This is a genomic window from Methylobacterium sp. AC433, from assembly GCF_979253015.1.
Genome location: NZ_CEEDBN010000004.1, coordinates 301,484 through 313,853, shown reverse-complemented (window position 1 = coordinate 313,853; position 12,370 = coordinate 301,484). Strand labels below are relative to the sequence as shown.

The following is a 12,370-nucleotide window of genomic DNA, read 5'->3' as shown; positions in this document are numbered from 1 at the left end:
TTAAACACACCAGCGCCCATGGTACTGTGTCTCAAGACACGGGAGAGTCGGTCGCCGCCAGACCTGCACAGAACAAGGCAAACCATTCCCTCCAGACGATCAAACGGTGGCGCGGGGTGGAGCAGCCCGGTAGCTCGTCAGGCTCATAACCTGAAGGTCACAGGTTCAAATCCTGTCCCCGCAACCAAACATACGGCCCAAACATACAAAGCCCGCCCCGGTGAAAACCAGGGCGGGCTTTGATCGTTCAGCGGTCTCGCGTTGCTAGCGCAACCAAGACGTGAAAAAGTAGATCAGTAGAATGATGGGGATCGGGATACCGATCAGCCAAAGCAATCCGCCCTTCAACATCGAGTGGTTCCTTCCTCACGATCCGTTGTTGATCAACGATGGCGTGAGGAAAGGGGTTCCGCCTACAGGGTCTCGCGCTGACGCTTGCCGTTGCGCTCGTAGTAGTACGGGATCGTCCGGTAGGGCGCGAATGCGCCCTTCGCCTGGATTTCGAGGTCGTCGAGGATCACGCGGGTGATCCGGGGCAGATCGAGCGCCCTGGCTTCCGCGAAGCTGACCCAGGCGAGTTCCACCAGTTCGGATTCGGGCGAGACGACGCCGGGGATCTCGTGGGCGATGGCCGTGCGGTCCGCCGCGAAGAAGCGCGTATCGAACCGGCGCGGGCGGCCCGGCGGCGTGATCGCCCGGGCGACGAAGTGCAGGGCTTCGAGATCCGGCAGCACGGCCGCCTCGCGAAAGGCGGTCCAGGTGCCGGCGGGGGTCGTGTCCGGGGGGCCGTAGTCGCGGGTGCCGAGCAGGAGCCCGGTCTCCTCGTAGGTCTCCCGGATCGCCGCCAGCGCGAGCACGCGGCCCAGGCCTTCGCCGCCGCGCGCGACCTTCACCGCGAGGGCGTCGTTGCTGCGCATCGGCAGGGCACCGGCCACCGGCATGTGCCGGTCCCCCGGCTCGATCCGGCCTCCGGGGAAGACGAACTTCCCGGGCATGAAGGCGAGGCCGGCATGTCGGCGCCCCATCAGGATCCGCGGCGCGCGCTTGCTGCGGTCGAGGATGATCAGGGTCGCGGCGTTGCGCGGCCGCAGGGCGGCCTTGCGGGTGGCCGCCTCAGGCGGGGCCGAACCCGGCGGCTCGGTCGGCAGCATGCCCGTCACCTGGTCCATGCGGCTTCTCCTCGCCCTGCGGCCCCGTCGCCGCCCCCGGCACCGGTAGCTTGGCGAAGCCGTGCATGCCAAGCGCATATTGCAGACCGACCACCGCACCCTTCACGGGCTGCAGCAGCGCCAGCGACCCGAGCAGGGTGACGATGGGCCAGAAGGTCAGCTGAAACCACAGGGGCACGTCGTAGTTCGTCTCGGTTTCGAGCAGGAAGTAGCCGACGATGTGGCCGATGATGAAGATGACGATGTAGGGCGGCAGGTCGTCGGCCCGGTGATGCGCGAGTTCCAGGTCGCAGACGTCGCAATGCGGCCTGACCTTCAGGAACTTGCCGAAGATCCGGCCTTCGCCGCAATGGGGGCAGCGTCCGAGGAAGCCGCGCCCCATCGACCGCAGCAGGGGGGTGCGTTCGCCGTGGCCCGGCGCGACGGTTTCGATCATCTCGGCTCCTCGCATCGCGTCCAGCCTTAGTCCCTCCGGGTCAGCGGCGCGAGCCGCGATGGCGCGACCCGGTGTTGCGGATGCCGGGCGGACGGCCGGGCGCTCCGGGTTTGCGCACCGAGCGGCCCGGTCCCGGCCGCGCCCCGCGGTCCGGCCGCGCCTGTCCCTCCGAGAGCAGCTCGAAGCGCAGGGCACCGGCCACCGCGGCCGCCTCCACCAGGCGGACCTCGACCCGGTCGCCGAGGCGATGGGTCTCGCCCGAGCGCTCGCCCACCAGGGCGTGCCTGGCCTCGTCGTGGCGGTAATAGTCGGCGCCGATGGTCGAGATCGGAACGAAGCCGTCGGCCCCGGTCTCGTCGAGCTTGATGAACAGTCCGGAGCGGGTGACGCCGGAGATCTGGCCCGTGAAGGTCGCGCCGACCCGGTCGGCGAGGTGATGGGCGATGAGGCGGTCGATGGTCTCCCGCTCGGCCGCCATGGCCCGGCGCTCGGCCGCCGAGATCTGTTCGCCGATCTGGTCGAGGGCCGCCACGGACATCTCCGAGGACAGGCCGTCGGAGCCGAGCCGTCCGGCGGAGATCAGCGCCCGGTGCACGATGAGGTCGGCGTAGCGCCGGATCGGCGAGGTGAAGTGGGCGTAGCGCCGGAGGTTGAGGCCGAAATGGCCGAGGTTCTGCGCCGCGTAGACCGCCTGCGCCTGCGAGCGCAGAACGACCTCGTTGATGAAGATCGCGTGCTCGGTCTCCGCCACGCTGGCGAGGATGCGGTTGAACAGGGCGGGGCGCAGGATGCCCTCCTTCGGCAGCTTGATGCCGATGGAGGCGAGCACCTCGCCCAGCGCCCGCATCTTCTCCAGGGCCGGTTCGTCGTGCACCCGGTAGATCAGGGGCTGGCGCGCCTGCTCCAGGGTCTCGGCCGCCGCGACGTTGGCCTGGATCATGAACTCCTCGATGAGCCGGTGCGCGTCGAGGCGCGCGGGCACCACGACGCGGTCGACCGCGCCGTCCGCGGTGAGCAGCACCTTGCGCTCCGGCAGATCGAGGGCCAGCGGCCCGCGCGCGTCGCGGGCCCGGCGCAGGGCCTCGTAGGCGGCCCAGAGCGGGCGCAGCACGGGCTCCAGGAGAGGCGCGGTGACGTCGTCGGCGAACCCGTCGATGGCGGCCTGGGCCTGCGCGTAGCTGAGCTTGGCCCGCGAGCGCATCATCACCCGGTGGAAGCCGTGCCGGCGCTTGGCGCCCTCGGCGTCGATCACCATGCGGACCGCCAGCGCCGGCCGGTCCTCGGCCTCGCGCAGGGAGCAGAGATCGTTGGAGATGCGCTCCGGCAGCATCGGCACGACGCGGTCGGGGAAGTAGACCGAGTTGCCGCGCAGCAGCGCCTCCCGGTCGAGGGCCGAGCCCGCGCGGACGTAGGCGGCGACGTCGGCGATCGCCACGGTGATCACGAACCCGCCCGGATTGGCCGGGTCGGGGTCGGGGAGCGCCATCACGGCGTCGTCGTGGTCCTTAGCGTCCGGCGGGTCGATGGTCAGGAGCGGTTCGCCGCGCCAGTCCTCGCGCCCGTCGAGCCCCACGGGCACCACGGCGTCGGCCTCCGCCAGGGTCGCGGCGGCGAAGACGTGCGGAATGTGGTGGAGATGCAGGGCGATCAGGCTGATCGCCTTCTCCGAGCCGAGGGAGCCCAGGCGCTCGCGCACCCGGCCCTGGGGCAGGCCGAAGCGGCTCTCGCGCTGGAGGGTGACGCTGACGAGGTCGCCGTCCCGGGCGTCCCCCTCCTCGCCGGCGGGAATCGCGACCTCGCGGCCCTGCGCCCGCTTCTCGACGGGAATGATGCGTCCGCCCTCGGGACCGGCCCGGAAGACGCCGACGATGTCGGTCTTGTTCTTGCCGAGCACCTTGATGACGCGGCCGCTATAGCGGCCCGGTTCGCCGGCGCCGGCCTCGACCCGCATCAGCACGCGGTCGCCGATGCCGGGGGCGGGCTGGCCCGGGCGCTTCCCGCCGCGGGGCGTGGAGACGGTGATCTTCGGGGCGGCCCCGTTGCCGACGTCCCACTCGGCCGGGCTCGCCAGGAACTCCCCGTCGCGGTCCCGAGCGGTGATGTCGGCCAGCACCACGGGCGGCAGGCGGCCGGAGGGCGCGAGGCCGCCGCGCCCGCGGGCGATGGCGCCGTCCTCCTCGATCTCCTTTAGGATCCGCTTCAGGCCGATGCGGTCGGCGCCCTTGATGTCGAAGGCCGCCGCGATCTCGCGCTTGCCCACCGTCTCGGTGGAAGCGGCGATGAAGGCGAGGATCTGCTCGCGGGAGGGGAGGCCGGCGGCGCCGGAATTGGGATTGATGCGTTTTGCCAAGGGATCCGGCTCGCTGCGCGGGCGCGAGGCCATACGCGAAAGGACGTGTCACGCCGGGGGCGGGAGCGCGGCCCGGCTCTTCCCCCGTAACATGGGCGCTGGAGCCTGCGCCGGCAACGGCGCGGGCCCGGCCCTCAACATGGTTCAGCCGGTGGCGGCGGACTTGCGCAGGCGCTCGACCGCCGCGTCGACCTCGAAACCGGGTGCGGTGAGTTCGGAAAGGGTGAACGGGCACAGGGCCGGGAAGCCGAACTCCACCTGGGCCTCGGCCTCGCGGTATTCCGGGGCCTCGGCCTCGCGCACCGCCAGGGTCCAGAAGCCCTCGATGTTCAGCCCCGCGAGGCCGGCCCGATCGGCGGCCAGCCGCGCCTGGCCCTGCCGGGCCGCCTCGCGCCAGAGGGCGCTGGCCCGGTCGTCCGACATCAGGGCGGCCCGCACCAGGTTGGCGAGGAGCGTGCGGAGTTCCGTGGCGGTCTCGGACATGAAGGGCGCTCGGCGCGAGGGATCGGTTCCGATCGAGGCGCAAGGCTCGCGCCAGAGCCGCCCCGAAGGCTCGCTCAATAGGGCGTTCCCTTCGCCCGCTGCGCCCGTAGGGCCTCGGCGTACCAGACCAGTTCGTCGAGGAAGCGCTTGGCGGCCTTCGGCAGCCAGTCGTCCTGGGCCGTGCCGGCCTCGTCCAGGGCCTTGCCGATCCGCGGGATCGGCAGGAGCGAGGGGATGCTCGAGGCGCCGAGCTCGCCCATCATCGCCCTCAGCTGCATCGCCGCGCGGACGCCGCCGTACTGGCCGGCCGAGTAGCAGACGATCCCCGAAGGCCGCCAGGAATACTCCTCCAGGAAGTGGTCGAGGGTGTTCGAGAGGGCCGGCGGAATCGAATGGTTGTACTCGGCCGAGACGACCAGGAAGGCATCCGAGCGCCGGTAGAGCGTCGCGAGCCTTTCGAGGACGGCCGGCGCCTCGCCCCTGGGGTATTCCTTGTACATCCGGTCGAGGAGGGGGAGCTTCAGCTCGGCCGGATCGACCAGGGGCGCCTCGATGCCGCGGCTCTCCAGTTCGCGGATGACGAAGCGGGCGGCGCGCAGGCCCTGCCGGTCGGAGCGGACGGAACCGAGGATGACGGGCACGACGAGGGGCATGGGGTGACCTCCGGGCGATGCGATCCCTGGATACGCCGGTCCGGCGGCGGCGTCCAAGCGCGCCGTCCCGCAGGCGACGCCGTCAGTACCGCGTCGTCAGCCGCGTCAGCCAGTCGGGGGAGGCGTCGACGAGGACGGTCTCCAGCGCCTTGTCGGTGCCGAGCAGGATCGCGAGGCCGGTCACCACGAGGATGAGGCCGAGGGCCGTCTTCAGGCCCTTGCCGAGGCCCATCATCCGGTCGCGCCAGCCCGCCAGGGTGGCGCGGGACAGGGCGCCGAGCAGCACGAGGGGGAGGGCGGCGCCGAGGCCGAACAGGACCATGGTGAGGGCGACGGCGGTGAGGTCGCGCCCCTGGGCGGCGAGGAGCGAGGCGGCGCCGAGGGTCGGCCCGACGCAGGGGCTCCAGACCGCCCCGAGCAGGAGGCCGACGCCGAACTGGCCCGCGAGGCCGGCGGTGGAGAGGCCGCCGAAGCGCGCCTCCGTCCAGTCGCTCAGGGGACCGGCGGCGACCGCGAGCCGCGTCTGCGCGGCCGGCAGCATCAGCACGAGGCCGAGCAGGATCATCAGGAGGGCCGCGCCCGTCCGGAAGAGGCCGGTGTCGAGCCCGAGGCCGAAGCCGATCGTGGCCACGAACAGGCCGATGGCCACGAAGGAGAGGGCGAGGCCGGAGGCCAGCGCCAGGGGGCCGAGGCGGTGCTCGGAGGCCGCGGCGCCGAGGACCAGCGGCAGCAGCGGCAGCACGCAGGGCGAGAGCACCGACAGCAGGCCGGCGACGAAGGCCAGTCCCAGGCTGGTGCCCACGGACCCGCCCTAGAGCGTCTTCTCGACGAGGCCCTCGATCCATTCGGGCTGGGTCTCGCCCACCGAACGGCCGGTCTCGGTCTCGCCCTTGAAGGCGATCAGCGTGCTCTGCATGCGGGCATCGAACCGCCGCAGCACGTCCTTGCGGGTGTCGAAGTCGACGTCGAAGATGACGAGGTCCTTGAACCGGGGCTGCTCGGCGAGCCGGGCGAGGATCGGTTTCTGGGTCTTGCAGATCGGGCACCAGGGCGCGCTGACCTCGACCAGGATCGGCTTGCCGGCCTTCTGCGCCGCCGCGAAGGCCTCGGGGGTGTAGGGCAGGCTCTCGCCGGCGCCGGCAGGCCCCGCCAGGACGAGGGGCGCCAGGACGAGCGGCGCCAGGGCGAGGAGGGTGAGGAGCGAGCGGCGGTACAGCATGAAGGGCCTAGCCTCGGCTTGATGAGAATCGGACCTCAGGGCCCGGCGCCATCCTTGGCGCGTCCTGTCCAGGTTTCGTCGGGGCGGATCGCCGCCGTGTCGTGCCGTTCCTGCCAGCCCTCGATCCCGTCCGGATACCAGTGGACGGCCCGGTACCCGAGCCCGACGAGGCGCTTGCCGAGGTTCCAGCTGCCCCAGCAATCCGGGTGGCAATAGGTGACGATCGCGCGGCCGCGATCGCCCTGCGTCAGGGCCGCGACCCGGTCCGCGAGGGCGGCCCGGTCCGGCACGGAGAGGCTCCCCGAGCCGGCCCCCGGCAGCCAGGTGCTGTTCGGGATGGCCCGATGGATCGGCCGCCACAGGCGTCCGGCCGGCTGGTCCGGCGGCGTCGGCTCGGCCTCGGACACGTCGATCAGCACCGCCGGCCCGCCCGCGACCAGGGCGTCGAGCCCGGCGCCGTCCAGGACCGTGGCGCCTGCCAGGGTCCTGGGCGTGTAGCCCTGGAGCGCGCCTTCCCAGAGGCCCGCGGGCTCCGGAACGTCGACCGGCGAAACGGCCGGGGCGGCCGCCGCGAGGACCGTCGCCGCGAGGAGGAATCCCGCGACGCGGCGGAGAGGTTCAGTTGCTGGCGGCCGGCGCATCGAAGCTGTGCTCCCAGCGCCCACCCTGGTTGTCCTGCGTCACGACGGTGACCGGACCCTTGCCGTCGGGCAGCATGGCGAAGTTGATCACCGGGTTGGCCGAGATCGAGATGTCGCCTTCCATCACGAAGACGTTCTGGTCGCCGTGGCTGACGCTGATCCGGTTGATGTAGCGCGCGGGCGTGTACTCGCGGCTGACCTGGTTCATCTGCAGGCCGGTGAAGTTCGGATGGCGGATCATCAGGGTCGCGGCGATGGGCTTGCCCGGGGTCGAATCGGCGAACTTGAGCCGCATGTCGCCCATGCCCTTCATCGCTTCCGCGTCGGTCATCCCCATCGGGGCCGAGCAGCCGCCCGAGGCCTTCACGAACTGGGTGGTCTGCACCAGGGCGCCCTCCTTGGTCTCCGCCACCGCGTGGATGTTGGTGTAGGTGTTCACCCGGACGCGCAGCTTCAGCGCCTCGGGATCCGCGGCGGGGCCGAAGGTGAAGTGCGCGGCGAGCGGCGCCGGGTTGTCGTCGATGACGAGGTAGAGGCCCTTGATCCGGTCCTTGTCGGCGATCGTCAGGGTCAGCGGCACGAGGGAGGCATCGTTGGCCCGGTCGGGCAGCTCCATCCGCACCAGCGGCTTGGCGGTTTCGACCGTGCGGTCGCCGAAGAGCGATTGCCGCAGCTCCGTCCAGCGCGCGTCGCGCTCGGCGACGTCGTCGCCGGCGGCGGCCCGGACGGTGCCGGAGCCGGCCAGGATCGCGAGGAACAGGCCGGCGGTCAGGCCGGCGGCGCGGTGGGACATCCGCATGGCGTTTCACTCCTCGCACGATCGTGCAGGCCTTCTCGCGAAAGCGGCGGCCATTGCAGCCTGCTTACGCCAAAGCGCGGCGAAAGTCCGAGGTCGGATCTTGGCGCGCGGAAATATCTTGCGCAAGTTTGCGTGACGACCGGCGTCAGGGGGTGCGATAGGCCGAGCCGTCCGCCGCCGTCGCCGGGTCGCCGACGTAACGGCCCTGTTCCGGCACCGCGACGCGGTCGAAATCCCGCGCCAGCGCGTCGAGGGCGCGCCGCAGCTCCGGTCCCCGGAGCGGGCGTCCGCGCCCGGTCACCGCCCGCTCGGGCTTCAGGCCGGCCAAAACCTCGACCGAGCGCCGGGCCGCTGGCCAGTCGGTGGTGAGGTACATGGGCGGGCCGTGCAGCTCGGGCGCCTGGACCGTCACCGCGTAGGCGGATTCCTGGGCCGTGGTCACGAAGGCGTCGCCGGCGATCAGGGTGCGGTCGCCCTCGCGCCAGAGCGAGAGGTGGCCTGGCGTGTGGCCCGGCGTATGGATCCAGCGCCGGCCCGGGTCATGCCGCCGCGCGAGAGGGCCGATTTGGCCCCGACGCAGGGAAACGGGCGATGTCGGATGAAGTCGCGGAAGCGCTGAGCGAGGGGGTGCGACGGATCATCGGGCGTTAGAATCGTAGCAACTCTGGATCTAGACCATCGTCATCGTACCGCGATGCGTCGATGTCCGAAATCAGACACAAGCAAGACCCGCCACCGTGCCCGACGAGACACGGATGAAGGCCTCGGCGATACAAGTGCAGCCTCAGATGGAGATCACCCGCGCGACCCGTGTTCCCTGAAAAACTGCCGCAGGACCGTGGATGACCGGGACGGAGGATTCCGTCTCACCAGAGCGAGAATTCCGTGGCGAAGTCGGTGGCCTTCACGCGCTCGCAGGTCCGCGGCTCCGCCCGGCAATCCGCCTTGGGTTTCAGCGAGAGGGTGCCGTCCGGCGCGGTCTCGAAGGTCAGGAGCACCGGGGGATCGTCGCCCTTGGAGTAGGCGAGGCTGACCTCGAAGCGGACGAAGTCGAAGCGGTCACGGTCGGCGTAGACGATGAGGTCGCGGGAGACGGATTCGCCGGGATTGAGATCGGAGGGCTCGCCCCCCGTTTCGGTGGCGCCGGCGAAGAGCCGGCCCTCGCGCAGGATCGCCTCGCCGGGACCCGTGAAGCCGTAGGCGCGCGCCGGCGTGGTGCGATCGGCGGGCGCGCCTTCGACCGCGGGCTTGCCGCCGGGGAGCGCATCCTTGCCGCCGGGGACCGCATCGAAGCGCACCCGTACGCCGGTGACGTTGTAGACGAGGCCGAGAACGCGCACGCCGGTCTGGCCGACGTTCTTGCGCGTCACGGTCGAGCGGATGGCCACGTGCCGGTCCCGCTCGCCCGCCCGCACCAGGTTCGTCGTCACCGAGACGGCGGGCGGCTCCAGGGCCGGCTTGATTCGGGCCTCGTAGATGAAGGTGTAGACCGCCCAGGCGCCGGCCGCGAGGATCGCGAGGGTCTGCACCAGCGCATTGGCGCGCTCCAGGCGGTCGCTCCGCCGGGATCGAAGAGTCTCGTCGTCCGCCTGCATCCCCGATCCCGGCCCTCGCGTCGGGGCGGCAAGCCCGTTGGCAGCATCATGGTTCCGTCCTCGGGTCTGGAGCCGGGCGCCGACGGCCCGATGCGATCAGGTCGGATGCGGCTCGCGGGTCCGACCGGCCGTGGCGCCGAAGGACGGATCGGAGCCGGTCGCGGATCGGCCGAAGACATCTGCGTAGGCCGCCCTGTTCGGGGAACCGGACGTTCGCGGGAGCCGCGTTCCGGGGTTTCGTCGGTTCCGCATCCGAAAGGCCATCCGCGGTGATGGCGGCGAGGTACTTCCGAAGGATCTTCTCGTTCGCGAGGTCGGCGACGGATTCCCCCTCCTTTCGGGCAGCGTGATCGCATCTCGCCCACACCATCGGTCCCGGTCGCCGTAGGCGAGCCCGGAATCGAGAACCGCCGACAGCCTCGAACCTTGCCCGACCTGCGTGGCACGACTGATCCGATCTCGATCCGACACATGCAGGTCGATCCGATCGCTCCACGGATGGAACTCCGCCGGTCCCCGAAACGCGAAACGCCGGAGCCCCTCGCGAGGCTCCGGCGCTGCGCCGTCGTCCGGTGAGCCGGGCGCGCGGCCCGGCTCGGTCGCTCTCAGAGCGAGTAGTACATCGTGAACTCGACCGGGTGCGGGGTCATCTCGTAGCGCATGACCTCGGTCATCTTCAGCTCGATGAAGGAGTCGATCTGGTCGTCGGTGAAGACGTTGCCGGCCTTGAGGAAGGCGCGGTCGCGGTCGAGGTTCTGCAGGGCCTCACGGAGCGAGCCGCAGACGGTGGGGATCTTCTTCAACTCGCGCGGGGGCAGGTCGTAGAGATCCTTGTCCATGGCGGCACCGGGATCGATCTTGTTGATGATGCCGTCGAGGCCGGCCATCAGCAGGGCCGAGAAGGCGAGGTAGGGGTTCGCCATCGGGTCGGGGAAGCGGACCTCGACGCGCTTGGCCTTCGGGTTCGTCGTCCACGGGATGCGGCAGGAGGCCGAGCGGTTGCGCGCCGAGTAGGCGAGCAGCACGGGAGCCTCGTAGCCGGGCACCAGGCGCTTGTAGGAGTTCGTCGACGGGTTGGTGAAGGCGTTCAGCGCCTTGGCGTGCTTGATGATGCCGCCGATGTACCAGAGGCATTCCTGCGAGAGGTCGGCGTACTTGTCGCCGGCGAAGAGCGGCTTGCCGTCCTTCCAGATCGACTGGTGCACGTGCATGCCGGAGCCGTTGTCGCCGTAGACGGGCTTGGGCATGAACGTCGCGGTCTTGCCGTAGCTCTGGGCGACCTGGTGGATGCAGTACTTGTAGATCTGCATGTGGTCGGCGAGCAGGGTCAGGGTGTCGAACTTCATGCCCAGCTCGTGCTGGGCGGACGCCACCTCGTGGTGGTGTTTCTCGACCTTCACGCCCATGGACTGCATGGCGGCCAGCATCTCGCCGCGCATGTCCTGCGCCGAATCCTGCGGCGGCACCGGGAAGTAGCCGCCCTTGGTGGCGACGCGGTGGCCGAGGTTGCCGCCCTCGTAATCGGTGAAGCCGTTGGTGGGCAGCTCGGTCGAATCGAGCTGGAAGCCGGTGTGGTACGGGTCGGAGCCGAACTTCACGTCGTCGAACACGAAGAACTCGGCCTCGGGGCCGACATAGATGGTGTCGCCGATGCCGGTGGACTTGAGGAAGGCCTCGGCCAGCTTGGCGGTGCCGCGCGGGTCGCGGCTGTAGGGCGCGCCCGTGGAGGGCTCGAGCACGTCGCAGACGATCGACATGGTCGAGGCCGAGAAGAACGGGTCCATGCAGGCGGTCGCCGGGTCGGGCATCAGCAGCATGTCGGATTCGTTGATGGCCTTCCAGCCGGCGATCGACGAGCCGTCGAACATCGTGCCTTCGGAGAACATCTCGTCGTCGATCAGCGAGACGTCGAACGTGACGTGCTGCCACTTACCGCGCGGATCGGTGAACCGAAGGTCGACGTACTTGACGTCGTTGTCCTTGATTTCCTTCAGGACGTCGGCTGCAGTCTTGGCCATCCTTTGAGGTCTCCTTCATGTCTCGGCCCGTTGCGGCCGTGGTTTTGCCGCAGCGGGCACCGGCGCGCCGCAGAGCGGAAGGGTCTTAGCCGTCGAGCGTCTTGGGCGTCGAGCGTTTACCTCAGGTGAAGCGTCCGGGCCAGCGCAATTTCTCGGCGCCGGACGCGGAGCGGCCGCGAGAAGAGACGCAAAAACAAAACCTTAGAACTGTCTCCGGCGCCTGGGTGTGGCGCGGCGGCGGGTTTCCGGTCCCATCCGGCCGCACGGGCCCCCGTCACGGCGTCGGGATCCTGCGCATCGGGACGCGCTCCGCCGCGTCGCCGACCGACTCGGAGGCATCCCGGCCGGATCGATTCCGGTCCATCGCCTCGTCGGAAACCCACGGCCTTCGGCGGGTCTCCGCGCCGTCGCGACGATCATCGCGGCGCACGACCTCGACGAGACCCTCTCGGTATTCCATTTGGGACCGGATGGGGGTCGGGACGCGGTCGCCGGGCTGGTTTTCGCCGTGACCCATCCGCCCGCGCGCCGGCCGAGCATGCCGGGCCGGAGGGCATGAGACTGGAGCGGTCCGAGGGACCGGTCACCGCGTCGAACCGACAGGTCGCCTGTGTGACGAGACGACCCGACGCCGCTCAGATGGCGTCGGTCCCGGTCTCGCCGGTGCGGATTCGGATCGCTTCCTCGATGGTCGAGACGAAGATCTTGCCGTCGCCGATGCGCCCGGTCTGGGCCGACTTGCGGATCGCCTCGACGGCGCCCTCCACCAGCGCATCCGACAGGACGATCTCGAGCTTCACCTTCGGCAGGAAATCCACCACGTATTCGGCGCCGCGATAGAGTTCGGTGTGGCCCTTCTGGCGCCCGAAGCCCTTCGCCTCGATCACGGTGATGCCCTGGAGACCGACCTCCTGGAGGGCTTCCTTCACCTCGTCCAGTTTGAAAGGCTTGATGATCGCTTCGATCTTCTTCATGCCGGGCGGGCCTGACCTCGATGCTTCTTGATC

Annotated in this window: 13 protein-coding genes, 1 tRNA gene and 1 pseudogene; 1 reads left to right on the top strand and 14 read right to left on the bottom strand. The window is 70.2% G+C overall.

Annotated elements, in window-relative coordinates; translation table 11 throughout:
- Positions 1 to 110: 110 nt before the first annotated feature.
- Positions 111 to 187, top strand: a tRNA-Met gene (locus AC0IWM_RS09535).
- A gap of 226 nt (positions 188 to 413) precedes the next feature.
- On the opposite strand, the gene AC0IWM_RS09530 is transcribed toward AC0IWM_RS09535, so the two are convergent.
- From AC0IWM_RS09530 to AC0IWM_RS09465, 14 genes and pseudogenes are all read right to left on the bottom strand, one after another.
- Complete coding sequence (locus tag AC0IWM_RS09530) at positions 414 to 1,169, bottom strand: NUDIX hydrolase (RefSeq protein WP_471754588.1); 756 nt, start codon at positions 1,167 to 1,169, stop codon at positions 414 to 416.
- Positions 1,114 to 1,605, bottom strand: a complete 492-nt coding sequence (locus AC0IWM_RS09525; RefSeq protein ID WP_471754586.1) for a DUF983 domain-containing protein — start codon at positions 1,603 to 1,605, stop codon at positions 1,114 to 1,116. Before AC0IWM_RS09525 ends, AC0IWM_RS09530 begins: the two co-directional genes overlap by 56 nt.
- Positions 1,606 to 1,645: 40 nt before the next feature.
- The gene (gene rnr, locus AC0IWM_RS09520; protein WP_471754584.1) at positions 1,646 to 3,955 is read right to left on the bottom strand and encodes a ribonuclease R; all 2,310 of its coding nucleotides are present in this window, start codon (positions 3,953 to 3,955) and stop codon (positions 1,646 to 1,648) included.
- A 144-nt stretch (positions 3,956 to 4,099) separates the two neighbouring features.
- On the bottom strand, positions 4,100 to 4,438 hold the full coding sequence (locus tag AC0IWM_RS09515; protein WP_471754582.1) for a hypothetical protein: 339 nt from the start codon (positions 4,436 to 4,438) through the stop codon (positions 4,100 to 4,102).
- 74 nt (positions 4,439 to 4,512) lie between these two features.
- Positions 4,513 to 5,091, bottom strand: a complete 579-nt coding sequence (locus AC0IWM_RS09510) for an NADPH-dependent FMN reductase (RefSeq protein WP_471754580.1) — start codon at positions 5,089 to 5,091, stop codon at positions 4,513 to 4,515.
- A gap of 82 nt (positions 5,092 to 5,173) precedes the next feature.
- Entirely contained in the window at positions 5,174 to 5,893 is a 720-nt protein-coding gene (locus tag AC0IWM_RS09505) for a cytochrome c biogenesis CcdA family protein (protein ID WP_471754578.1), read from the bottom strand.
- Between the two features lie 9 nt (positions 5,894 to 5,902).
- Positions 5,903 to 6,310 (bottom strand): thioredoxin family protein, encoded by a 408-nt coding sequence (locus tag AC0IWM_RS09500; protein ID WP_471754576.1) that lies wholly within the window; start codon positions 6,308 to 6,310, stop codon positions 5,903 to 5,905.
- Positions 6,311 to 6,345: 35 nt separating this feature from the next.
- Positions 6,346 to 6,951, bottom strand: a complete 606-nt coding sequence (locus AC0IWM_RS09495; RefSeq protein ID WP_471754574.1) for a rhodanese-like domain-containing protein — start codon at positions 6,949 to 6,951, stop codon at positions 6,346 to 6,348.
- Positions 6,929 to 7,744: a quinoprotein dehydrogenase-associated SoxYZ-like carrier gene (locus AC0IWM_RS09490; RefSeq protein ID WP_471754626.1), complete on the bottom strand. Its 816-nt coding sequence runs from the start codon at positions 7,742 to 7,744 to the stop codon at positions 6,929 to 6,931. The genes AC0IWM_RS09495 and AC0IWM_RS09490 overlap by 23 nt, the downstream gene beginning before the upstream one ends.
- A gap of 151 nt (positions 7,745 to 7,895) precedes the next feature.
- Complete coding sequence (locus AC0IWM_RS09485; RefSeq protein ID WP_471754624.1) at positions 7,896 to 8,273, bottom strand: MBL fold metallo-hydrolase; 378 nt, start codon at positions 8,271 to 8,273, stop codon at positions 7,896 to 7,898.
- Between the two features lie 23 nt (positions 8,274 to 8,296).
- Positions 8,297 to 8,404: pseudogene (locus AC0IWM_RS09480) on the bottom strand (guanitoxin biosynthesis heme-dependent pre-guanitoxin N-hydroxylase GntA); the annotation flags it as partial.
- Positions 8,405 to 8,616: 212 nt separating this feature from the next.
- Positions 8,617 to 9,345: a hypothetical protein gene (locus AC0IWM_RS09475; RefSeq protein ID WP_471754572.1), complete on the bottom strand. Its 729-nt coding sequence runs from the start codon at positions 9,343 to 9,345 to the stop codon at positions 8,617 to 8,619.
- Positions 9,346 to 9,950: 605 nt separating this feature from the next.
- Positions 9,951 to 11,363, bottom strand: coding sequence for a type I glutamate--ammonia ligase (glnA, locus tag AC0IWM_RS09470; protein WP_056216753.1), 1,413 nt, complete (start codon positions 11,361 to 11,363; stop codon positions 9,951 to 9,953).
- A 635-nt stretch (positions 11,364 to 11,998) separates the two neighbouring features.
- Positions 11,999 to 12,337: a P-II family nitrogen regulator gene (locus AC0IWM_RS09465; protein ID WP_003600526.1), complete on the bottom strand. Its 339-nt coding sequence runs from the start codon at positions 12,335 to 12,337 to the stop codon at positions 11,999 to 12,001.
- Between the last annotated feature and the right edge of the window lie 33 nt (positions 12,338 to 12,370).